Raw genomic sequence first — 23,510 nt, 5'->3', positions numbered from 1 at the left:
ATGAATAATGCTGCATGCAACCCATTGTGCTTATGAAATAAAAACCATCCGACCATTTGTAGGCCGCCACAATCCGGCCTAATGATTAGCCGTTCAATCGACCAACTGACATGCCAATGAAGGCCGCTCCGTTGCTGTCAGGCCTATTCCGGGGACCAAGGACATCATGACAAACCTCCGCATCCTGCTGCTCGCCACGACTGCCTTGACGGCGACGCAGCTCGCGACCTCCGCATCGCATGCGCAGACCGCACCGCTCGTCGTGGCGCAAGCCAAGGAAGAGGTCGGCCCCGACGGCAGACCCAAGGCGCCGCCGAAGGGCGCTCCGCCGCCGGCTGCCGCGCCGAAGGCGCCGGCTCCTCCACCGCCCCCGGCCGCAGCACCTCCGCGTCCAGCAGCGCCGCCGCCGCCCCCGCCTGCTGCGGCTCCGCCACCGCGCCCGACGCCACCCCCGCCGCCGGCGGCTGCACCCCCGCGCCCGACGCCACCACCTCCGCCGCCTCCTGCGGCTGCTCCTCCTCGGCCGACACCAGCGCCGCCGCCCCCGGCTGCCGCGCCGAAGGCGCCGACCCCGCCTCCGCCGCCCCCGGCGGCCGCACCTTCGCGCCCGACGCCGACGCCACCTCCGCCGCCAGCAGCAGCGCCTGCGGCGCCGAAGCAACCGGCCGCACCGGCTCCGACCCCGCCGCCGCCTTCATCCCAGAAGGCGACGCCTTCGCCTGTGCCGCCACCGGCCGCCGGCACCAGGCAGCCACCCGCGCCTGCCGCCACACCGGCGGCACCCGCGCCAGCGGCATCGCCGACGACCGCGCCTCCGCCCGGCGGAAGCACAGCCGCGCCGCCGCGTCCCGGTGCGACACCGCCTGGCGCACCGACCGCAACACCTCCGGCCGCGGGTGCCCCGACGGCCGCGCCAACCGCCCCGACTGGCCGCCCCGGCGCGCCCCCAGCTGCGGGCCAAGCCACTCCGACGCCTCCGGCCGCCGGAGCGCCACCGGCGCGACCCGGTGCGCCGACAGCGCCGCCGGCTGCGGGGGCTCCAGCCGCGCCGCCCGCCGCGGGAACTCCACCCGCGGCTCCCGCCGGCGCCGCGGCGCCAAGTGTCGTCCCCGGCACGCCAGCCGCAGCGCCCCCGCCCGGCAGGGCGCAATTCGCTCCGCCGACGGTTGCACCCGCGTTCCGGGCCGCACCCACGGTCACAACGCCACTACCGCCACCGCCACAGCCACGGCGTGAAAACCTGACGCCGCTCGCGATCGGCGCGGGCGTCGTCGCAGGCGCCGTGGCCGGCGCGACCATCGCCAACATGCACAGCCAGCGACGGGAGGTCACCGAGGGCGGCCGCACGGTCTACTATGAGCCGGACCGCGTCATCATCCGTGACCCGAGCGGACAACAATACGTCCGCGGCAACGATCTCTATCGCTTCCGCTATGGTGCGCGCGACATCCAGACCCAGACCGTCGGCGGCGAAACCCGCACCGTCGTAGTCCGGCCGGATGGCAGCCAGATCATCACCGTGGTCGGCAGTGACGGGCGGCTGCTGCGCCGCATCCGCCGGGACGACCGTGGCCGTGAGATCATCATCATCGACAACAGCTACCGCGATCCGCAAGCAGTCGGCGGCTTCTATGTCGATCTGCCGCCGCCAGTGGTCAACATGCCATACGACCGCTACATCGTCGCCGCGGACGAAGCACCCCCGGAAGTGATCTACGAAACCCTGAGGGCGCCGCCGGTGCAACGGATCAACCGGCGCTACTCGCTCGACGAAATCCGCTACAGCCCAAATGTGCGGATGCAGATGCCGAGCATCGACGTCAACTCCATCAACTTCGCGACCGGTTCGTGGGAGATCCCGCCGGACCAGGCGGCGAAGCTGCAGGTGATCGCCGACGGCCTGAACCAGGCGATCCAGGCCAACCCGCGCGCAGTGTTCCTGATCGAAGGTCACACCGACAAGGTGGGCTCCGACGTCGACAATCTGTCGCTGTCGGACCGCCGCGCGGAATCCGCCGCAACGCTGCTGACGCAGCAGTTCAACGTGCCGGCGGAGAACCTGACCTCGCAGGGTTATGGCGAGCAGTATCCGAAGGAGCAGATCGACGGGCCGAGCGAGATCAACCGGCGCGTCACCATCCGCAACATCACGCCGCTGCTCAATGGCGGGCAGGCCTCGCTGCCGCCGCCCCCGCCCGGCACCGCGCCGCCGCGCTGAGGCGGCTCGTCACCAAATGAAAATGGCCGGGAGCAATCCCGGCCTTTTTTGTTTCACGCGCTGAGTGCCCGCGGCGTGACGCAGGCGTCGCAAATGGCCGCGGCGTGCCGGTGATCGGTGCCGCAGCAGCCGCCGAGAATGCACATCTTCGGAAACGCGCCCCTGAGCTTCAGGTAACGCCGCCCAAGATCGGCAGGGTCACCTGAATCGAGCGTTTCGGATTCGTCGAGCTCGGCATGGCTCTTCGTCGAGGCGTTGGCCCTGACGCCATGGATACGCTCCGTCCAGGCCTCGCCCGCCTTCAAGGCATCTTCGAAATGCGTCGGATGGGCGCAGTTGATCAGGAAGTATTCGGGCGCGTTGTCGGTCTCGCGATCCACGGTCTCGATCGCCTCACGCAACGTCTCTCCCTTCACCAGGCGGCCATTGGTCTCCACGGTAAACGAGATGGCTGCTTGTATTCCCAGCGAATTGGCTGCGCGTGCGACGCCGATCGCTTCATTGATGCTGGTGAGCGTATAGGCCGTGACCATGTCGGCGCCGCCCTCGACGAAGGCCGCGATCTGCGCCCGATGGTAGGCCTCGGCTTCCGCAGCCTCCATGTTGCCTGCCTTGTAGCCGTCGCCGCGTGGGCCGATCGCGCCGCTGATGACACAGGGCGCGTCCGGCCTTTCCCAACCGGCGCGCAACTCCTCGAGGAATGCGATCGAACGGACATTGATCGTCTTGAGCGCGACCGCATCGTAGCCAAGCTTCACGCCCCAATCCGGATTGGCGCGCCACGTCGGGCTGTCGAGCACGAAGCCCGTGCCGTGCTCGCGCGCCACCGCGAGATAGCTCGCGTAATACTGCTTCAATTGCTGCCGGCCTTCGGCGCTGGCGAGCAGCACGAAGGCGGCGAAGTGCGGCAGTTCGATTCCCTGGTGGAAGATCAGCGTCGTTTCCATGCCGCCATCGGTGAGGAAAATGCCGCCGCGCCGTTGCGGAAGATCGTCTCGGTATTTGGCCATTTCTACATCTCCGGAAATTTGGATGCCGTCGGTAGGTCTCCCCGCCTCGGCTAAGTCCGGCGATGTTGGTGCAGCATAGTGTCGCGGCTTCCTAGGCTGCCCGCGGTGCGGATGAACCTGAAGCTGCAAAATGATACGAATTCAAATGGTTGCGGCTGAGGCGCAAAACCGCCGCGCCGTCGGCAATGGGAGAAACCGTACCGTGAGTGCAGTTTTAGAAAAGCGGATGGGAAAGGGCGAGGCAACGCGCGAGCGAATTCTCGAGATTGCCGAGGCCGCCGTACTCGCCAAGGGATTTGGCGCGACCTCGATCGACGAAGTGATCGCCGAGGCCGGGCTCACCAAAAGCGGCTTCTTCTATCACTTCAAGGATAAGAATGCGCTCGCCCGCGAGATGCTTCGCCGCTATGTCGCGACGAATGATCATCTGTTCGACGAAATCTTCGCGCGCGGTCATCAGCTTTCGGACGACCCGCTGCAGGCCTTCCTCATCTCGCTGAAGCTGCTTGCGGAGACGATGTCCGACCTGCCGAACGGCCATCCCGGCTGCCTGATTGCCAGCATCTGCTATCAGGAACGGTTGTTCGATCGCGAAGTGCGCGAACTGACCGCGCGGTCGGTGCGGGACTGGAACGCGCGCTTCCGCGGGATTCTCGACGGAATCGCCGCGGTGTATCCGCCGAGAGAACCGGTCGATCTGGACGATGTCGCCGACATGCTGTCCTGCATCGTCGACGGCGCCATCATCATGTCGAAGACGTTGAACGATCCGAGCCGTCTCGAACGGCAGATCCTGATCTTTCGAAGCTGCGTCAAGCTGATGTTTGCGCCGCCATCGCTTTCCTGACGCGACCGAAGCAGAGCCATCTTGCTCTACATGCCCGCGGCTGCGAGGCCGAGCGCGTCCGCCATGATGCGGAATACATCGGTGTTGTCCATCGAGCCATGGACCCGGTCGCTGCCGGGGCCGGTCGCCGTCAGGATCACGTCCTCTCCCGAATGCACGCTGGCGCCCATCATCGCCGGCAGATTGCCGAGGCGCAGCACGGCCCCCGGGACATCCTTGTACTTCTCGTTGATCTTGAAGGTACCCGGTGCATCACCCTTGACGCTTGGCTCGTTGGGATTGTCGAGCTTCGGACGGAAGGTTTCGTAATGGTCCGGAAGGCTCGCCGAGAAGATCGCGAGCCGCCGGCTGACATCGACGCGTGACGGATAGCCCTCAGCATCGGGAGCCGGATAGTTGGGGAATCCGGCTTTGTCGTAAGTGCCGACGCGTTCGCGCAGCGGCACGTTGGGCGTCGTGCTCATGTCGTCATTGATGGTTCCGACCAGGCTGTTCGGATGATTGTGGTCCGCCAGCACCAGGATCAGCGTGTCGTCGCCGCGAGCGCGCACCCAGTCGCGCGTCAGGCGAACGGCGTTGTCGAGCATGATCGTGTCGTAGACGGCGCGCTCCATGTCGAGGAGATGCGCGTATTTGTCGATCATCCCGGACTCCACCATCAGGAAGAAGCCGGCCTCGTTCCTCGAAAGCACGTTCAGCGCCGCCTGCACCTGTTCGGTCAGGTCGGGCTGGTCGGGAAACTTCTTGACCCCGCCGCCTTTGAGAAACTTGCGGTCCAGTGCGCCATCCATGTTGCCGGTCGCAAACAGCCCGAGCAATTGGCGCGTGTCCGATTTCGCCGCCGACGCGTCCATCTCGGACTTCGTCATCGCCACCTGATAACCGGCGTCGCGAAAGCGGGCGATGTAGTCGATGTCGTCCTTGCGTTTGGAACCAGCCGCAGCCTTCGGCAGGAAGTTCGCGCTACCGCCGCCCATCAGGACGTCCGGCTTGGCGGCGAAATATTGCTCGACGATCTCGTCATAAGCGGCACGGCGTCGGGTATGCGCCACCATCGCCGCAGGCGTAGCGTCTTCGATCTCGGTGTTGGTGACGATACCGATCGCCAGGCCAAGCCGCCGCTTCGCCACGCTTGTTATGGTTTCGACCCTGGGATCGTCGAACGGACTTGCGGTACGGTCGGCGTAGACGCCCATCGCGTTGACGGCGGTCTTGTGGCCGGTGGCGTAGGCGCTGGCGGCGTTCGCCGAATCGGTGATGATCGAATCCGAGCCTGCTGTCGCCACCAGCGCCATGTGCGGCATGTCGTCGATGGCAAGCTTGCCGCGACTCTTACCCTCCGCAATCCCTTTGGAGAGGATGCGCGCGGCGACACGGTGGGCGGGCGACAATCCGTCGCCGATGAACAGGATCACGTTCTTCGCCATGCGCGGACCGGTATCATAAACCGTCCACACGACGCTGCGGCTGCGCGTACCGTCGCTGACCTCAACCGTGACGCTGCCGGGTTTCGGCAATGCGACATTGCGCAGGATCAGCGCCGACTGGTCCTTGCCATCTTCGCGATCGACGAAGCTTCCGCTCTGGCCGAACGCGGCGGAATATTCCGCCCCGTTGACCGTCACTTTCAGTTTTGCCGGGTCGACGCGATCGGGAAACTCGACCTTGAAATCGAAATGGGCACCGGCGAGGATTTCGGCGCGGTCGATCGGATAGATCGTTTGAGCTGCTGTCGGCGACGCCGACAACAGGATGGCAGCGGCGGTTGCGGCAATTGGCTTGATCATGATCGATGCCCCGCGATCGCTAATGGCGCAGCGAACGGCGAGATTCGACGCCGCATGCGCGCGGCGCGGCGAGCCTAGCCGCGCAAAATGACGCTTCCATAACACAGGGAGTCGGCAGCCGGGCCGGGAGGAATCAAAGCCCCGCGGCATGATCCAGAAAAATTAAGGATACTCCCGCCCGATTCAGCCCTTGTCGCCCTTGTCGCTCTCAAGCTTGAAGATGTCGGAGCCTTCCGGGCTCGATAGCAAGCCTGTCTTGCCGTAGAGATCCAGCTTGGCGCGGGTATCGGCAATGTCGAGGTTGCGCATGGTCAGTTGGCCGATGCGGTCCGCCGGCGTGAACGCGGCATCCTCCACCTTCTCCATGCTCAGCCGATCCGGCTGATAGGTCAGGTTGGGGCTCTCGGTGTTGAGGATCGAGTAGTCGTTGCCACGGCGCAGCTCGAGCGTCACCTCGCCGGTGACGGCGCGCGCCACCCAACGCTGGGCGGTTTCGCGCAGCATCAGGGCCTGGGAATCGAACCACCGTCCCTGATAGAGCAGCCGGCCAAGGCGCATGCCGCTGATCCGGTATTGCTCGATGGTGTCTTCGTTGTGGATGCCCGTGACCAGGCGTTCATAGGCGATGTGCAGCAGCGCCATCCCGGGGGCTTCGTAGATGCCGCGGCTTTTCGCCTCGATGATGCGGTTCTCGATCTGGTCGCTCATGCCAAGGCCATGCCGGCCGCCGATGGCGTTGGCCTCAAGGAACAGCGCGACGGGATCAGCGAAGGTCTGGCCGTTCAGCGCGACCGGCTGGCCCTCTTCGAAACGCACGGCGACCTTTTCGGCCCGGACGGCACAGTCGTCGCGCCAGAACGGCACGCCCATGATCGGATTGACGATCTTGATGCCGCTGTCGAGGTGCTCGAGATCCTTGGCCTCGTGGGTCGCGCCGAGCAGATTGCTGTCGGTCGAGTAGGCCTTTTCGGCGCTCATCTTGTAGGCGAATCCGTTGGCGGTCATGAATTCAGACATTTCCGCGCGGCCGCCCAGTTCGTCGATAAACAGCTGGTCGAGCCAGGGCTTGTAGATCCGCAAGCTCGGATTGGTCAGCAGGCCGTAGCGGTAGAACCGCTCGATATCGTTGCCCTTGTAGGTGGAGCCATCGCCCCAGATGTTGACGCCGTCCTCCTTCATGGCCGCAACCAGCATCGTGCCGGTCACGGCGCGGCCGAGCGGCGTGGTGTTGAAGTAGGCGATGCCGCCGGTCGAGACGTGGAAGGCGCCGGACTGGATGGCGGCGATACCTTCGTGGACCAGTTGGGTGCGGCAATCCACCAGGCGGGCTTTTTCGCCGCCGAACTCCAGCGCCTTGCGCGGAATCTCGTCGTAATCGGCCTCGTCGGGCTGGCCGAGATTGGCGGTATAGGCAAAGACGCGCGCGCCCTTTTGCTTCATCCAGAGCAGCGCCGCGCTGGTGTCGAGACCGCCCGAGAAAGCGATGCCGACTTTTTCCCCTTTGGGCAGGCTTTTCAGAATCGTACTCATCGAGCTTCCAATCGGTCGAAATGGCGGATGCCGTGTGCGGCTTGAGGGCGCGAATAACAAATTTCGCGCTGGTGGGCACGCGTTTAATGGCCCTTTTTAATAGCCCTTGGCGGCTCGGATCGGATTACCCCGCCTCGCGCCCGCGCCAGCGCTGCAACAGCCGGTAGCCGGGCCAGCCCCAACGCGCCAGCGCGGCCTCGATTTGCTCATCCGACCGCCTTGTCGATGGCCAGCGGTAAATCCAGGCATAGGCCAGCCAGATCACGAAGAAGCTGACGAGGCCGGCGGCGGCGACGTCGGTAAAGAAATGCCCGCCGAAGGCCATTCGCAGCACAGAAGTTACGACCCCGAACACGGTCGCCGCCACATAGGCCAGAGGCCGCCACGGCGGCGGGGTCAGCGCCGCGGGCGCGTAGGCCCAGAACGCAGTGGCGCCCTCGCCGGAGAAGAACGAGCAGTTACGCCCGCACTCGCCGCGCGGATCCCACCATGGCACGAATTGCCAGGGCCCGTTGAACTCCGCCACCATCACGGGCCGCGGCCGTCCCCAATAGCTCTTGAAGGTGAGATTGGTCAGCACGACGGCGGAGAGCAGGATGGTGACCAGCAGAAACACCGCCGCTCGTCCCGGAACCAGCATCGGCCGGTCCGGCCGCACCAGCTTTCCCACGATGGCAATCAGCGCAGGCAGCGCCAGCGCCCAGGCAATCCACATCGCGCCGTCGCGCGCGAACGCGGCAAGACCGCTCTGTTTCAGTGGAAATGATGTGCTTGCGGGATCGAAGAACAATGCCGCCAGCTTCAGGTCGAGTTCGGGGAAAATCCCGAACAGCAGTCCGATGACGAGCGATAGGCCCAACGCGATTACAAGTCCGGTCCGGTTCATGGCGCGGGGTTTAGCCGAGGCGGTTGGTGATGAAAAGGCAGAAGCTCATCTTCCCTGTCTCCCCTTGTGGGAGAAGGGAAGAAGAGACCAGAGATCACGCCTGCGGCCGGGACTGCGACGGCAATGGCGGCGGTGGCCGCAAGGGAGGCCTCGGTTCTCGCCAGGCGCCGGCGGATCGGCCCGCGATCAGCCAGAAGATCAGGCCGGCGACGATGCCCGCACCGGTCATGATTTCGAGGTGGCGGCGCACGATGCCATCGAATTTCAGCGTCTCCGGATCGAACGGAATGAGGCCGAGATAGCAGGCCGCGCCCACGATCGCGCCGCCGACCGCATAAGCGAGCACGCTGCGGATATAGAAGGCCTCGGTGATCAGAACCACGATCAGCGCCGGCAGCAGCGCGAAGCCGGAGAGAAAGATGAAGCCGAAGCCGAGCACGACATTGACCGCGCTCTGGTCGATCTCCCCACCACCGAGATCGCTGAACTCAGGATACAGCACCGCGCCAACCACGATCATTCCCGCCACGAAGCAGGCGGCGAGGAAGGCGAACAGGATGACGAAGAGGCGGCCGATCAGGGACATGGTTCACACGTCATTGCGTGCGACAAACGCGAAGCGTTTGCGCAAGGGAGCGAAGCGACGAAGCAATCCATCTCTCAGCAAGCCGAGAGATGGATTGCTTCGCTTCGCTCGCAATGACGGCCTGAGTGACGGCTCGCGCCATTGTATCAATCCGTCATCGCCATGGCGCGCAGCGCCTGGCGCTCGCGCGCGGACAGTTTTTCGGTTTCCGATTTCAACTGGCCGCAGGCGGCGAGAATGTCGCGGCCGCGCGGCGTGCGCACCGGCGAGGAGTAGCCGGCGTTAAAAATATATTCGGAGAATTTTTCGATCTGCTCCCAGTCCGAGCACTCATACTTCGTGCCCGGCCACGGGTTGAAAGGAATCAGGTTGATTTTCGCCGGAATGCCCTTGAGCAATTTCACCAGCAGCTTGGCGTCATCCATGGAATCGTTGACGCCCTTGAGCATCACATATTCGAAGGTGATGCGCCGCGCATTCGACGAGCCCGGATAGTCGCGGCAGGCCTGCAATAATTCGGCAATCGGATATTTGCGGTTTAGCGGCACCAGCTCATTGCGCAACTCGTCACGCACAGCGTGGAGCGAAATCGCCAGCATGACGCCGATCTCGTCGCCGGTGCGGATGATGTTCGGCACCACGCCCGAGGTCGACAGCGTGATGCGGCGACGGGAAATGCCGATGCCTTCATTGTCGGCAACGATCAAGAGCGCATCGCGCACCGCGTCGAAATTGTAGAGCGGTTCGCCCATCCCCATCATGACGACGTTGGTGACGAGGCGGCTGCCGGTCGGGGTCTCGCGATCGGCCCAGTCGTTGAGGCGGTCGCGCGCCACCATGATCTGGCCGACGATCTCGCCGGCCGTGAGATTGCGCACCAGCCGCTGCGTGCCGGTGTGGCAGAACGAGCAATTCAGCGTGCAGCCGACCTGCGATGAAACGCAGAGCGTGCCGCGATCGGTTTCGGGAATGTAGACGCACTCGACTTCATGCGCCTTCTGGAACGCGTCACCGCTCGGCAGCCGCAACAGCCATTTGCGGGTGCCGTCGTTGGAAACCTGCTCGGCCACCACTTCGGGGCGGTCGACGGTAAAGTGCTGCTCCAGCTGCGCACGCATTTCCTTCGAAATGCTGGTCATCTCGTCGAAAGCCTTGGCGCCGCGGACATACATCCAGTGCCAGAGCTGCTGGGTGCGCATCTTGCGCTGCGGGGGCGCAACGCCGATCTCGCCCAGTCGGTCGGCGATCTCGGTGCGCGACAGGCCGATCAGCGAAGGTTTTGCCGGCGGCACATAGGTCTCGAGCGGAACCTTCTCGAGGGGAGCCTGAGCCGAGGAACTGCTCTCGATTGAAGCGACGGTCATTTGTGTTTCTGTTCTTGAGATACATGGGGTGGGCAAAGCCACCGGGTCGCGCGAATGCGCGCCCGATGATGAACTCCGCCGTGCCCACCGCAAGCGTTAACGGTGGGCACGGCGCGATGCGCCTTTGCCCACCTACGAGGTAGCACTCAAATAGGCCTTCTAGGCCCTCTAAACAACGTCATTCTGGGCTTAAAAGCGGCCTAGCGCTTGCAGTCCTGCGCCAGCCGGTCGAGCGCCTGGGCCAGCCCCTTCAGCGAGAAGACGTCCGTGGTCTCGGTGCCCTTGGCCGAAACGCCCTTTACGGTGACTTCGGCGGATTTGCGCATGGCGTTGACCATCTGCTCTTCCTCCGCGGCGTTCTTGATCCAGAGCCCGTCGCCCTGAGTATACATCGCATAGGCCGAGCCGCCGACCTCGAGAGAGGATTCCGAGCCCGGCTTCAGCGCGTATCCGATCATGATCGACACTTCGTTGACGACTTTTTCGGCCGGACGCGTCGAGACGAAAGCGTAGGCGGGATCGCGCGGACGATTCGGCGGATTGGTTTTCGACGACGATGGCTTCGCCAACGCAAAGCAAACCTTCCTGCCGTTCGGTGTCGCCGTGTAGGCGCCCCAGGTACCGTACTGACCGATCAAGGTCGGCTCCGCACTGCCGACAGCGGCGGTCGCCGCCGGTTCCGGCTTCGCAGGCTTGGCCGTCGTCGGCTTTGCCGCCGGTGCTGGCGCAGGCTTGGCCGCTTCCTTTGCAGGTTCCTTGGCGCCCTTCGAAGCAGCGCCCTGTGCTTGCGCGAGGGATGTCGCCCCACACAGCACTGCAATCGCAACCAGAAATGTCTGTATTCGCAACACGGACAACTGGTTCCCTCATCATTGTGACTGGAAGATGGCCCGAGGGCGCATCGCGTGGCCGGGGATGGATAGCCGGGAAATGCTTTTTTGGGAAGGCAGTTACAGTGTTGCTCACCGTCGCAGCCGCGCCTTCGTAACAGGTCCCTTTGAGGAATCAAGGCGCGGGATTCGGGTTCAACCTTTCGACCGGCGCTCGCGCTGTTTCTGCCACTGTGCATCGGTCCATTGCAGCAGATCCTCGGCGCCGGAACTGCGCAAATGCGCGCCGCCATCCTGCACGACCATCTCGCCATTGATATAGCCGGCCTGGTCGGAAATCAGAAAGCTCGCCAGATCGGCAAGTTCGCCATGCTCGCCGGCGCGCCCGAGCGGATTGCGTTGCGCCCAGCTTTCATCGCGGCCCTCGGGACGGAGTTGACCCGAAGCGCCCGGCGTCGGGAACGCGCCGGGCGCGATCGCGACCGTGCGCACACCCTTGGGTCCCCACTCCACCGCAAGGCTTCGGGTCATCGCGAGCACAGCGGATTTCGCCATCGCCGACGGCACCGTGAAGGCGCGACCAGTGATCGTCGAAGTCGAGAGAATGCTCAGCACCACGCCTTTGTGCTTGCCGTCGATCCAGCGCCTGCCCGCGGCGAGCGTGCAATACATCGTGCCGTGCAGTGTCGGCGCCAGGACCGCATCCGCCGCCCGCGACGACAGATGTTCGGTCTGCGCGATGAAGGTCGCGGCGGCATTATTGACCAGCACGTCGATCGGCGCCTCGCGCCAGATTTCCTCCATCATGGCATCGACCGCGGCACTGTCGCGGATATCGCAGCCGATCACGCCTACCCTGCCGCCGAGTTCGCTGCGCATCTTTGCTGCCGTCGCCTCCAGCAATTCGAGCCGGCGGCCGCAAATGATCAGCTCCGCGCCAAGCTCGACGAAGCGGTGCCCCATTGCAGCCCCGAGCCCCGAACCGCCGCCCGTGACCAATATCCGCTTTCCCGCCAGCAAGCCCTTTTCAAACATCTTTTGAATCCCCTTCGATCACCATAAGGCCATGCGCCTGAATCGGATTGTAGCCCGGCTTCAAATCCGGCAAGAAGCTGCCAGCCTCTTATATTCTCGGCCCGAAAATCAGGTGCGCCCATGAAAGCCATTCTCTGCTCGCAATATTGCCAACCCGACGACCTCGTGCTGGCCGACGTCCCCGATCCGGTGGCCGAACCGGGACAGGCCGTGATTGCGATCAAGGCCGCGGCACTGAATTTCTTCGACATCCTGATGATCCAGGGCAAGTACCAGATCAAGCCGCCATTCCCGTTTTCGCCGGCCGCCGAGGTTGCCGGCGTGATCGAAAGCGTCGGTGCCGGCGTCACCGACCTGAAGGTCGGCGACCGCGTGGTGGCGTCCTGCGGCCATAACGGCGCGCGCGAAAAGATCGCGCTGCCCGCGAGCTCTATTGTGAAAATTCCCGACAATCTGGATTTCGATCGCGCCGCCGGCATCATCATCATCTACGGCACAGCGCTGCATGCGCTGGAAGACCGCGCCAGCCCGAAGGCCGGCGAGACGCTGGCCGTGCTGGGCGCTGCTGGCGGAACCGGACTTGCGGCCTGCGAACTCGGCAAGCTGATGGGCCTGAAGGTGATCGCCTGCGCGTCGTCGGACGAGAAACTCGAATTTGCCAAGGCGCATGGCGCCGAGCTCATGCTGAACTACAGCAAGGAAGACCTGAAGGAGGGCTTGCGCCGGCTCACCGGCGGCAAGGGCGTCGACATCATCTTCGATCCGGTCGGCGGCACTTACGCCGAAGCCGCATTGCGCTCGATCGCCTGGGAAGGTCGTTTCCTGGTGATCGGCTTTGCCGCGGGCGACATTCCGAAGATGCCGCTAAACCTCGCGCTGCTCAAGGGTTGCGATATACGCGGCGTGTTCTGGGGTGCATGGACCAGGGTCAACCCGGAGAAGAACCGCGCCAACCTGGAAAAGCTCGTGAAGTGGACCGCGGAAGGCAAGATCTCCTCGCATGTCGATCGCACGTTCCCGCTGGCGCAAACCGCCGAAGCGCTGAAGGTGCTCGCCGGCCGCCAGGCGATGGGCAAGGTGATCCTGCATCCCTGAGAGGCGATGCCGGGCCATCCGTTGAATGGTCGTCCGCTTGAAGAAGCGCAAGCGGCCCGTGCGATGCGTGGCCCGGAGACCTGTGCCGCTGTGTGACGCATGTCTCCAATGTCATTTCACCGAGATCATTTCCCGGTAACAATGCGTGTTCCAAAACCCGCTTATGCCGCTTCTCCGCCTCAATGATACCAAAATATCTCCTCATTCGCACCGGCCGCCGCCGTTTTTTGAGCCCATTCCGTGTGCGATTTTAACCATCAGTTAAGGGGCTCCTGTACGTCGACAAGAGCAAGAAGCAAGGTGCAGGGGACGCCCGTAGTTGCGTTCAGTAGTGGGGAGCATCATCCATGGCGGAGAATACCAGGCTGCCAACACAGCCAAGAGATCCGTTTGACCGGTTCGACGAAGCTATCAGCGATCCACGGTTGTATGAAGCGGATCAATCTCGATACGCGCAGCTACGAGAGCAGCTACGGTATGAGCCGGAACCTCAATATGAGCCGGAACCTCAGTATGAGCAGCCTCAGTATAAGCAGCCTCAATACGAGCAGCCCTTTGCGCTGTCGTTTGAGCGGACGGATGTGCTGCCGGAGGAGCTTCCGCCGCACGAGCCGGTACCGCTTTTCCTCTCCAACTACGAAGAAGAGTCTCACCAGCAGCTTTCCGAATATGCTTTCGCCGGCGGTGACCGGCGGTTCGGCAGCGGTGGGCTGAAGAAGGCGCGCGCGGGGCGCATCGTAACCGGCGTCGTGGTGGTATCGGCAATAGCGGCCGTTCTCGCACTGTTTTCCATCGACTCGACCCGTGCTGTCATCTTCAACGCCTCGCTCGGCGGTGGTGGTGGCGGCAGCGCGCCGCCGCCCGCTCAGCTCGCCGCAGCGGTGCCGGAGCCTGCGCAGCCGCAGCGCATTGCCGCGCCGCCGCTCGCCGCCGAACCGTCCGGAGCGGAAGTTGCGGCTGCGCGCCGCACGCCGCCCAATGCGCTGGCATCGGCATCGCCGACGCGCGACGAAATCGCCGCCGCCTATCAGAGTGCGCTCAAGGGCAAGGTCGCGGTACCGGAGCCGGTGGCGCGCGAAGCCGCCCGTGAGGTCGCTGCGGTAGCACCGACGACCCCGGTGGTCGCGGTCGCTCCGGTCGTTCGTGAGCCCGTTCCGGTGACGCGTGAAGCGGCTCCGGTTCGACGTATCGATCCGGATGAGCTTGCGGCGCTGCTGAAGCGGGCGAAGAGCCTGCTTGCGATCGGCGACATCACTTCCGCCCGACTGCTGCTCGAACGGGCCGCGGACGCCCAGGAGGCGGAAGCCGCGCTGATGCTGGCGGGAACGTATGATCCGCTGGTGCTGGGCAGCCAGGACTTGCGAAGCATCACGCCCGATCCGGCAGCGGCGCGGGTTTGGTATCAGAAGGCCGCCCAACTCGGTTCAGCAGACGCGAAGCGGCGGCTCGGTCAGCTGCAGAACTAGGCAATTAATTACTGAATTAGAGAAATACTCAAGACCAGCGCGAGAGGTATCTATGCGACATTTGTTCGGAATGGCATTGCTCGCCATGACGATGGCATGCAGCAACACGGCGGCCCGGGCGGCAGAGACGGAGTACGATCCGGCCAAGGTCAGCGAAAGCCTGAAGGCCATTTTTCAGTTCGGTTCGGTCGCCACCAAGCAGGCGCTGAACGCCAATACGGTCACACTGATCTCGGGGACGATCGGCGGCACCTATGTGCAATTCGGTGCCGACCTCGCTTCCGTGCTCGACGACGGAAACAAGTTACGCGTACTTCCGATCGTCGGGCGCGGCTCTGTGCAGAGCGTCGCCGACATCCTGTTCCTGCAGGGCGTCGACCTCGGCATCGTGCGAGCCGACACGCTCGACTATCTGGAGAAAAAAGGCTTCGCAAAGGACATCAAGAAGCAGTTCACCTATGTGACCAAGCTTTACAATGAAGAGATGTACGTCCTCGCCTCGAAATCGGTCACCAACATCAGCCAGCTCAACGGCAAGAAGGTCAGTGTCGATCTTCCCAACGGCGGCACCTTCGTCACCGCGGCGATCGTGTTCGAGCGGCTCGGCATCAAGCCTAACTTCCTCTATCTCGAACAGCGCATCGCGATGGAGAAGATGAGGGCCGGCGAGATCGACGCGGTGATTGCCGTCGGCGGCAAACCCTACAAGTCGGTCGCAGGCTTCAAGGACGATCGTTTCCACCTCGTTCCGGTCGACTATTCGCGGCCGCTGCAGACCGACTATCTGCCCGCGACCCTTACGTCGAAGGACTATCCCAACCTGATCGCGGAAGGGGGGAAGGTCGATACGATCGCCGTGCCTGCGGTGCTCGCCGCCTACAACTGGGCCCCCAACACCGACCGCTATCGCAAGCTGGCTCTGTTCGTGGACGCGTTTTTCACGAAGTTTCCGACGTTCCAGAACCCGCCGTTCCACCCGAAGTGGAAGGAGGTCTCGCTGTCGGCGCCGTTGCCCGACTGGCAGCGTCTGCCGGTCGCCGAGCAATGGCTCAAGAGCCATAACGTCGAGGCCGTGTCGCGCGCGAGATTCGAGGAATTCCTGAAACAGAGCCCGGCGACCGCGGCAAACGTCAAGACGGACGCGGACAAGGAAACCCTGTTCAAGCAATTCCAGGCCTGGGAAGCCGAGCGAAGCGCAAGGGCGCAGGCTCCGGCGCAGCGCTAAGCGTTTTCCAGCGAAAAGCCTGCCACGGACTTGATCCGGGCAGGCTCGCGTCGAGAAAACGCGTCAAACCAAAATCCAGAGCCCGTTCCGATGCAATCGGAACGGAAAAGGCTCTGGACGCGGGCTATTCCGTCACTCCAGCGGTGTCGATCCCGCGCTTCAGTGCCGCGCGGGCGGCATCGCGATGCTCCTGCGTGATGTGGCCCGCGACCATGCGGATGGCGGTGGCCAGGACGGCGGCATCGTCGGTAAACCCGAGCAACGGCAGCATGTCCGGCATGAAATCGAGCGGCAGAATGAAATAGGCGACGGCGCCAAGCAGCGCCGCCTGCACGTGACGCGGCGTCTCCCTGTCGAACGCACAATAATAGGCTGCGAGCAGGTCTTCGGCGAAGGGAAGCTGCGCCACCACCTGCTTGAACTTGATCCAGAAGCGCCGACGCACGCTCTCACGATCCTGCGCCAGCCGGTCGGCCGGATCGAAACCTGCGGTGTGATCGGACGATGCCATCGCGGCGCTCCCTCTGATCCGGCGCGGCAGATCGCCGCGGCCGATCGTATGATTCAAGAATTGGGGATGTCCGCCCCACCCCGCAAGATCGCGGGCGCACGAACTCAGGTGACGCCCAATTGCCTCGCGATCGCATTCATCGCCTTGGCCAGATCGATGTCGAGCCGGGTGACGCCGCCGGCGTCGTGGGTCGCCAGCACCACGTCCACCGTCTTGTAGACGTTCTTCCATTCCGGATGATGGTCGCTTTTTTCCGCCACCAGCGCGGCGCGGGACATGAATCCGAAGGCTTCGTTGAAATCCCTGAAGGTGAAGGTCCGCCCGATCGCCTCGCGTCCCGGCGTCTCGGACCAGCCGGGAAGTTCCGCCAGCGCCGATTTCCGTGTCTCCGCCGACAGCCGTTCCGCCATGATCGCCTCCCGTTTCAGACCACCTCCACCCTAACACCGAAGGCCGCATCGGGGATCCCTCGCCTAAATGGGTCCGCAGCGGGTGCCAAATGGCGGTTTTGGGGGCGCCGGTAACCATGACGCAGATGTAACAATGGTTAAGCGGGAAATTTGCTAGGGTGCTCGTGTAAGTGTGCCCGGCGGCATGAAGTTGCACCTCCAACGATCATCCAGGGATTGATGACCGACGGCCCCCTTCTTTCGGAACAGCCGGCCCCACCTTCGCCTCGCTCAGCGAAACGACGGCTGACCTTCGTCACGCTGGCTGGCGTGCTGGCCATCGTCGGTGCGCTGGTGGCCGGCTATTACTTTGCCATGCGGCCCGTGACCCTGCGGATCGCCGTCGGCCCGGCCAACAGCGACGACCTCAAGGTCGTTCAGAACCTGACCCAGGCCTTCAACAACCAGCGAAACAGCGTGGTCCGGCTGCGCCCGGTGCAGACCGATGGCGCGGTGGCGAGCGCCAATCTGCTCGGAGAAGGCAAGGCCGATCTCGCCATCATCAGGGGCGACCTCGATGTGCCGAAGAATGCGCAGGCCGTGGCAACGCTGCGCAAGAACGTCGTGGTGCTGTGGGTGCCGACTGCGGCCAAGACCAAGGGCAGGAAGGCCGCGCCCGCCGTCACGAAAATCGGCCAGCTCGCCGGGCGCCGCATCGGCGTCGTCGGCCGCACCCAGGCCAACGTCAATCTGCTCAAGGTGATCCTGCGGCAATACGGCGTCGATCCGGCGAAGGTCGAGATCGTCCAGTTCCCCGCCAACGAGGCTGCCGAGGCCATTCGTAACCAGAAGGCCGACGCCTATCTTGCCGCCGGCCCGGTCAACAGCAAGATCACGGCGGATGCAATCGCAGCCTCCGCGCGCGACGGCGGCACGCCGAAATTCCTCGCGATCGATTCGGCCGAGGCGATTGCGCAGAACCATCCCGCCTATGAGGCCTCCGAGATCCCGGCCGGAACATTTGGCAGCGCGCCGAGCCGGCCCGAGGAAGAGATCAAGACGATCAGCTTCTCGCACCACATCGTGGCGCGCAGGGGCGTCGCGGAATCGACCGTCGCCATCTTTACGCGGCAGTTGTTTGCAATCCGCCAGACGCTGAAGAACGAATTTCCGCTGGCCGCCAAGATCGAGACGCCCGATACCGACAAGGACGCCACGATCCCCGTTCATCCCGGCGCCGCCGCCTTTGTCGACGGCGAGGAAAAAACCTTCCTCGACCGCTACAGCGATTACATCTGGTGGGCACTAATGGCGCTGTCGGCGATGGGCTCCGCCGGCGCCTGGTTCGCCGGCTATCTCAAGAAGGATGAGCGCAACGTCAACACCTCGCAGCGCGACCGGCTCCTCGACATGCTCGCCACCGCGCGTCAATGCGATTCGACGGAAGAGCTCGACCAGATGCAGTCGGAAGCGGACGCTATTCTGCGCCACACGCTGCTATGCTACGAGCACGGGACGATCGAGGAAGGCACGTTGACCGCGTTCAACATCGCGATCGAGCAGTTCCACAACGCGGTGGCCGACCGCAAGGCGCTGTTGATGAGCATGCCGCAAAACCTGCAGCGGGCGAGCGCACAATTCCGCGCGGCCAGCAACGCCTGATCTGCAATTCCGGTAATCGAACCGTCGTCAATTCTTTCTAGGTCTGTCGCCGCTATTATTGCATTCTGGCGCCGGACCCAAGGAGGCTTGCATGACGTTGAGGGTTTCTCGCGGATTTTCCCGGCGTCGTTTTCTCTCCACCGCTGGCGCAGGCGCCATCAGCGCGCTCGCAATGCCTTATCTCAGCCGCGCCGCCGACCGGCCGATCGTGACATGCGGCGTGCAATCCGGCGACGTCGGCACTGACGGCGGCGTGGTGTGGGCGCGCGCCGACCGTCCGTCGCAAATGCTGGTCGAAGTCGCCACGGCGGAGTCCTTTGCCAACGCGCGGACGCTGCCGCCGATCGCGGCCCTGCCCGAAAGCGACTTCACCGCGAAAATGCTGCTGGAGAACCTGCCTGCCGGGCAGGAGATTTTCTACCGTGTCCGGTTTCGCGACCTCGCGCACATCGGCATCGAGAGCGAGCCGGTGGTCGGGCGGTTCCGCACCGCCCCTGGCGATCGCCGCGACGTCAATTTCGTCTGGGGCGGCGACGTCGCCGGACAGGGCTGGGGCATCAACCCTGACGATGGCGGCATGTTCACCTTCGCCACCATGCGCAAGCATCGCCCGGATTTCCTGCTGCACTCCGGCGACACCGTCTATGCCGACGGACCGATCAAGAGCGAGGTGACGCTGCCCGACGGCAAGGTCTGGAAGAATGTGACCACCCCGGAAAAGTCAAAGGTCGCTGAAACGCTCGACGAGTTCCGCGCCGCGCACAAGTATAATTTCATGGACGAGCATTTGCGCGCGTTCAACGCCGAGGTGCCGGTCTTGGTGCAGTGGGACGACCACGAAGTCGTCAACAACTGGTCGCTGTCGAAGGAATTGCCCGCGGCCTACAAAGAACGCAACATCACCGCGCTCGCGGCCCGTTCGGCACGCGCGTTCCACGAAATGTATCCGATGCGCGAGAGCATCACCGAGCCGGGGCGGGTCTATCGCACGCTCAACTACGGGCCCCATCTCGACGTGTTCATGCTGGATGAACGCAGCTATCGCGGCGCCAACGGCCCGAACCAGGAGACGGCCTACGGGCCGGAAAGCTATTTTCTCGGGCCCGAGCAAGTCGCCTGGTTGAAACGCGCACTGCTCAACTCGCGCGCTACCTGGAAAGTAATCGCCTCCGACATGCCGCTCAGCATCATCGTCTATGACGATGCTCGCAACAAGAAAGGCTCGGAGGCCGTTGCGCAGGGCGACGGGCCGCCGCGCGGCCGCGAACTGGAGATCGCCGACCTCCTGCGCTTCATCAAGACGTCAGGCGTCGTCAACACCGTGTGGCTTACGGCGGACGTGCACTACGCGGCCGCGCACTACTACAACCCCGACAAGGCGCAGTTTGGGGAGTTCGACCCGTTCTGGGAGTTCGTCGCCGGGCCGCTGCACGCCGGCACGTTCGGACCGAACGACCTCGACAACACCTTCGGACCGGAAGTGAAGTTCATCAAGGCGCCGGGGCCCGGCAATCAAAACCTGCCGCCATCGGCCGGAATGCAGTTCTTCGGCCACGTCAGGATCGACGGCAAGACCGGCCAGATGACGGTGACCTTGCGCGACCGCGCCGACGTGGCGCTGTGGTCGACGACGCTCGATCCCAAACCGGTGTAGCCGTCGCGACGGCCGCAACCGCTCAAGGCCTGATGCCGCCGTTCTTCAATAGCGCCTGCAGCGCGTCGGTCGAATAGGGCTTGGGCAGCCGCGGCTTCGTCGCGAATGCGGCCGGGAGCCGGGCGTCGGCGCCATAGCCGCTGACGAAGGCATACGGAATGTTCAGCGCCTCGAGCCGTTCGGCCACGGCAAAACTCTTCTCGCGGATGAGGCTGACATCGAGCAGCGCGAATTCCGGCGGCCGGTCGGCAATCATATCGAGCGCTTTGGCCACGTTCGCGGCGCTCCGCACCGTCTTCACGCCAAACCCCAAAATCGTGTCTTCGAAATCAAGCGCGATGATTGGATCGTCTTCAACGATCAACACGTCGTTGGGTATGCCGTTGTAGGAGGCGGGTTCCATGTCTCTCGCCAGTTCAAGGTTCAGCATTTGATTAAGAAGCCCGGGCCGAAGCCGGAAGACGCAAAGTCAGCCGACGCCCATAGAAGCGCATCCGCCAGTTCCGGAACTGAAACCACCATATGTCCGTTCTACCGTCTGTCCACTAGTGCACATATCGGCCGCACCAAACCGATTATTTGTCTTTGGGAGGGAAACGAGGAATTTTCATGCTCACGCGACGAGCCGGGATCGCCGGCGAGCGGCCATTCAACAATCTACTGCACCGTTTGAATGACGCTGATTTCGCGTTGATCGAACCGCACCTCGTCGCAGCCGACGCCGATCCGAACGATTTGCTCTACAGTCCGGCGACAATGTCGAGACGGTGCATTTCCCCTGCGGCCCCAGCCTCGTGTCCTACAGGGTCGCCAACGAGGGCGGCCGCGATGTCGAGACCATCCTGATCGGCCGCGAGGGCGCGGTCGTCGGCATCGTCAGCCGGCGCGGCTCGAATCCTGGTCCGCAGCCCGGATGTGCTGCGGAACCGGTCTGCGGCGGCAACGAGGCCGTGAAGGGCCATTTTGAGGAGGTTTTGCGGGGATCCATCCCGACCCCGAAAGGGGCAATTGAAGGGCTTCCGCACCCAAAATCAGCTAACCAAATGCCAAACAAACCATTGTTTTTTGGCGTTTTCTGAATATATTGCGCCGCAACGCGTAAGGTATTGCCCGGTCCTTTTGGCCGGGCTTCCTTTTTGGGGGGAAAGCGCCCCCGGCGCATGATCCGGAAAAGTGGGTACCGGTTTTCCCTCGGGACAAACGCGGTACGCGTTTGCCCGGAGATCATGCTCAAACAAAATAGATGGAGCGAGATGACAATTCGAAGAAGCGTCATCACGCGCCGGTATTCCAGGTTTTAGAAGCGCGATCCGGAAAAGTGGGTCCCGGTTTTCCGGTGAGATCGCGCATCCACCATGCACGACCAGAAGAAGAGCCATGAACCTTCGCAACGTCGCCATCATCGCCCACGTCGACCACGGCAAGACCACCCTCGTCGACCGCCTGCTGCAGCAATCCGGCACCTATCGCGAAAACCAGAAGGTGACCGAGCGCGCGATGGACTCCAACGACCTGGAGCGCGAGCGCGGCATCACCATTCTGGCCAAGGCGGCCTCGGTGCAGTGGAAGGACACCCGCATCAACATCGTCGACACCCCCGGCCACGCCGATTTCGGCGGCGAGGTCGAGCGCATCCTGAACATGGTGGATGGCGCGCTGGTGCTGGTCGACGCGGCCGAAGGTCCGCTGCCGCAGACCAAATTCGTGGTCTCCAAGGCGCTCAAGGTCGGACTGAAGCCGATCGTCGTCATCAACAAGGTCGACCGCCCCGACGCGCGCCCGACCGAAGTCATCAACGAAGTGTTCGACCTGTTCGCAGCACTCGATGCCAGCGAGGAGCAGCTCGATTTCCCGATTCTGTACGGATCGGCCAAGCAGGGCTGGATGGCCGACAGCCCGGACGGCTCCCAGGATGCCGGCATGCAGCCGCTGTTCGACCTGATCGTGCGCCACGTCGCGCCGCCGACCGTCGAGGAAGGCCCGTTCCGGATGATCGGCACCATCCTCGAAGCCAACCCCTATCTCGGCCGCATCATCACTGGCCGCATCAGTTCGGGCTCGATCAAGCCGAACCAGGCCGTGAAGGTGCTCGGCGCCGACGGCAAGACCATCGAGCAGGGCCGCATCACAAAAATCCTCGCCTTCCGCGGCATCGAGCGCACCCCGCTCGAGGAAGCCGACGCCGGCGACATCGTTGCGATTGCTGGCCTCACCAAGGGCACCGTCGCCGATACCTTCTGCGATCCGTCGGTTGAAACGCCGCTGGTGGCGCAGCCGATCGATCCGCCGACGGTGTCGATGTCGTTCATCGTCAACAACTCGCCGCTCGCCGGTACCGAAGGCGACAAGGTGACCTCTCGCATGATCCGCGACCGCCTGCTGCGCGAGGCCGAAGGCAATGTCGCGCTGCGCGTAGTCGAGGCGACGGACAAGGATGCCATGGAAGTGTCCGGCCGCGGCGAATTGCAGCTCGCGATCCTGATCGAGACCATGCGCCGCGAAGGTTTTGAGCTTTCGGTGTCGCGTCCGCGCGTCGTGCTGCAGAAGGACGAGGCGACCGGCCAGTGGCAGGAGCCGATCGAGGAAGTCGTGATCGACGTCGACGAGGAACACTCCGGCGTCGTCGTGCAGAAGATGAGCGAGCGCAAGGCCGAGATGATCGAGATGCGTCCCTCCGGCGGCAACCGCCTGCGGCTGGTGTTCTACGCGCCGACCCGCGGCCTGATCGGCTATCAGGGCGAATTGCTGACCGACACTCGCGGCACTGCGATCATGAACCGACTGTTCCACGGCTACGCGAACTACAAGGGTGACATCCAGGGCCGCCGCAACGGCGTGCTGATCTCCAACGATCAGGGCGAAGCAGTGGCTTACGCGATGTTCAAGCTGGAAGACCGCGGCCCGATGATGATCGAGCCGGGCTGGAAGGTCTACAAGGGCATGATCGTCGGCGAGCACACCCGCGACAACGACCTCGAGATCAACGTGCTCAAGGGCAAGCAGCTCACCAACATCCGCACCACCTCCAAGGACGAGGCGGTGCGGCTAACGCCGCCGATCCGGATGACGCTGGAAAAGGCGCTGGCCTATATCGAGGACGACGAACTGGTCGAAGTGACCCCGAAGTCGATCCGCCTGCGCAAGAAGTTTTTGGACGCCAACGACCGCAAGCGCGCGGAAAAGGCCAAGGAAGCGGTGGCGTAAGCCGAACTCTCTCGTCATGATGCCCCGCGAAGGCGGGGCATCCAGTACGCCGCGCCCTCTCGATTCAATTAAAAATGTCTCTGGAATACTGGATCACCCGCCCCAGTGCGCAATTGCGCACAGGCGAGTGATGACGGCCATGCGCGGGGTGGCTTTAGACGCGACCGCGAACATGCTAGAGGCAAGGGCATGTCGTCCCTCCCCTCCTCAG

At 63.7% G+C, this 23,510-nt stretch carries 19 protein-coding genes and 1 pseudogene; 9 read left to right on the top strand and 11 right to left on the bottom strand.

Annotated features, from left to right (window positions below):
- The first annotated feature begins 166 nt into the window (after positions 1–166).
- Positions 167–2,218: an OmpA family protein gene (locus tag V1294_RS04180; protein WP_334495334.1), complete on the top strand. Its 2,052-nt coding sequence runs from the start codon at positions 167–169 to the stop codon at positions 2,216–2,218.
- A gap of 53 nt (positions 2,219–2,271) precedes the next feature.
- On the opposite strand, the gene V1294_RS04175 is transcribed toward V1294_RS04180, so the two are convergent.
- The gene (locus tag V1294_RS04175; RefSeq protein WP_334495332.1) at positions 2,272–3,228 is read right to left on the bottom strand and encodes a homocysteine S-methyltransferase family protein; all 957 of its coding nucleotides are present in this window, start codon (positions 3,226–3,228) and stop codon (positions 2,272–2,274) included.
- A 226-nt stretch (positions 3,229–3,454) separates the two neighbouring features.
- On the opposite strand from V1294_RS04175, the gene V1294_RS04170 reads away from it, so the two are divergent.
- A complete protein-coding gene (locus V1294_RS04170; protein ID WP_334490127.1) occupies positions 3,455–4,075 on the top strand; it encodes a TetR/AcrR family transcriptional regulator in 621 nt (206 codons plus the stop codon).
- Between the two features lie 26 nt (positions 4,076–4,101).
- On the opposite strand, the gene V1294_RS04165 is transcribed toward V1294_RS04170, so the two are convergent.
- From V1294_RS04165 to V1294_RS04135, 7 genes are all read right to left on the bottom strand, one after another.
- Positions 4,102–5,862, bottom strand: coding sequence for an alkaline phosphatase (locus V1294_RS04165; protein ID WP_334495330.1), 1,761 nt, complete (start codon positions 5,860–5,862; stop codon positions 4,102–4,104).
- A gap of 183 nt (positions 5,863–6,045) precedes the next feature.
- A complete protein-coding gene (argG, locus tag V1294_RS04160; protein ID WP_334495328.1) occupies positions 6,046–7,392 on the bottom strand; it encodes an argininosuccinate synthase in 1,347 nt (448 codons plus the stop codon).
- Between the two features lie 124 nt (positions 7,393–7,516).
- Entirely contained in the window at positions 7,517–8,278 is a 762-nt protein-coding gene (locus V1294_RS04155; protein WP_334495326.1) for a phosphatase PAP2 family protein, read from the bottom strand.
- Between the two features lie 94 nt (positions 8,279–8,372).
- On the bottom strand, positions 8,373–8,864 hold the full coding sequence (locus V1294_RS04150) for a hypothetical protein (protein WP_334495324.1): 492 nt from the start codon (positions 8,862–8,864) through the stop codon (positions 8,373–8,375).
- 146 nt (positions 8,865–9,010) lie between these two features.
- Complete coding sequence (gene rlmN, locus V1294_RS04145; RefSeq protein WP_334487957.1) at positions 9,011–10,228, bottom strand: 23S rRNA (adenine(2503)-C(2))-methyltransferase RlmN; 1,218 nt, start codon at positions 10,226–10,228, stop codon at positions 9,011–9,013.
- 200 nt (positions 10,229–10,428) lie between these two features.
- On the bottom strand, positions 10,429–11,085 hold the full coding sequence (locus V1294_RS04140; RefSeq protein WP_442895317.1) for an invasion associated locus B family protein: 657 nt from the start codon (positions 11,083–11,085) through the stop codon (positions 10,429–10,431).
- A 168-nt stretch (positions 11,086–11,253) separates the two neighbouring features.
- A complete protein-coding gene (locus V1294_RS04135; protein WP_334495322.1) occupies positions 11,254–12,093 on the bottom strand; it encodes an SDR family oxidoreductase in 840 nt (279 codons plus the stop codon).
- A gap of 120 nt (positions 12,094–12,213) precedes the next feature.
- On the opposite strand from V1294_RS04135, the gene V1294_RS04130 reads away from it, so the two are divergent.
- The 3 genes from V1294_RS04130 to V1294_RS04120 all read left to right on the top strand — a co-directional run bounded on the left by V1294_RS04130 (position 12,214) and on the right by V1294_RS04120 (position 15,879).
- Positions 12,214–13,188, top strand: a complete 975-nt coding sequence (locus tag V1294_RS04130) for an NADPH:quinone oxidoreductase family protein (RefSeq protein ID WP_334495321.1) — start codon at positions 12,214–12,216, stop codon at positions 13,186–13,188.
- A gap of 581 nt (positions 13,189–13,769) precedes the next feature.
- Positions 13,770–14,654, top strand: coding sequence for a hypothetical protein (locus tag V1294_RS04125; RefSeq protein ID WP_334495320.1), 885 nt, complete (start codon positions 13,770–13,772; stop codon positions 14,652–14,654).
- Between the two features lie 52 nt (positions 14,655–14,706).
- Positions 14,707–15,879: a TAXI family TRAP transporter solute-binding subunit gene (locus tag V1294_RS04120; RefSeq protein WP_334487946.1), complete on the top strand. Its 1,173-nt coding sequence runs from the start codon at positions 14,707–14,709 to the stop codon at positions 15,877–15,879.
- Between the two features lie 124 nt (positions 15,880–16,003).
- Here V1294_RS04120 and V1294_RS04115 read toward each other — a convergent pair whose 3' ends face one another.
- Positions 16,004–16,390 (bottom strand): YkvA family protein, encoded by a 387-nt coding sequence (locus V1294_RS04115; protein ID WP_108520845.1) that lies wholly within the window; start codon positions 16,388–16,390, stop codon positions 16,004–16,006.
- 104 nt (positions 16,391–16,494) lie between these two features.
- Positions 16,495–16,800, bottom strand: a complete 306-nt coding sequence (locus V1294_RS04110; protein ID WP_334487942.1) for a 4a-hydroxytetrahydrobiopterin dehydratase — start codon at positions 16,798–16,800, stop codon at positions 16,495–16,497.
- A 219-nt stretch (positions 16,801–17,019) separates the two neighbouring features.
- Here V1294_RS04110 and V1294_RS04105 point away from each other — a divergent pair, with 219 nt between their 5' ends.
- Together V1294_RS04105 and V1294_RS04100 are read left to right on the top strand one after the other, a co-directional pair.
- Complete coding sequence (locus V1294_RS04105) at positions 17,020–18,441, top strand: TAXI family TRAP transporter solute-binding subunit (protein ID WP_334495319.1); 1,422 nt, start codon at positions 17,020–17,022, stop codon at positions 18,439–18,441.
- Positions 18,442–18,532: 91 nt separating this feature from the next.
- Positions 18,533–20,095, top strand: coding sequence for an alkaline phosphatase D family protein (locus V1294_RS04100; RefSeq protein ID WP_334495318.1), 1,563 nt, complete (start codon positions 18,533–18,535; stop codon positions 20,093–20,095).
- Positions 20,096–20,117: 22 nt separating this feature from the next.
- Here the strand turns inward: V1294_RS04100 and V1294_RS04095 are convergent, their stop codons facing one another.
- A complete protein-coding gene (locus tag V1294_RS04095) occupies positions 20,118–20,498 on the bottom strand; it encodes a response regulator (RefSeq protein ID WP_334487933.1) in 381 nt (126 codons plus the stop codon).
- A gap of 206 nt (positions 20,499–20,704) precedes the next feature.
- Between V1294_RS04095 and V1294_RS04090 the strand changes: the two are divergent.
- Positions 20,705–20,976 (top strand): annotated as a pseudogene (locus V1294_RS04090) (Crp/Fnr family transcriptional regulator); the annotation flags it as partial.
- A 496-nt stretch (positions 20,977–21,472) separates the two neighbouring features.
- The gene (gene typA / locus V1294_RS04085) at positions 21,473–23,299 is read left to right on the top strand and encodes a translational GTPase TypA (protein WP_108520794.1); all 1,827 of its coding nucleotides are present in this window, start codon (positions 21,473–21,475) and stop codon (positions 23,297–23,299) included.
- Positions 23,300–23,510: the final 211 nt, after the last annotated feature.

The sequence above is a fragment of the Bradyrhizobium sp. AZCC 1678 genome (assembly GCF_036924765.1).
GTDB classification, from domain to species: Bacteria; Pseudomonadota; Alphaproteobacteria; order Rhizobiales; family Xanthobacteraceae; genus Bradyrhizobium; species Bradyrhizobium algeriense.
Note: the sequence above shows the minus strand (reverse complement) of the source record. Positions and strands in the feature narration are given on the sequence as shown.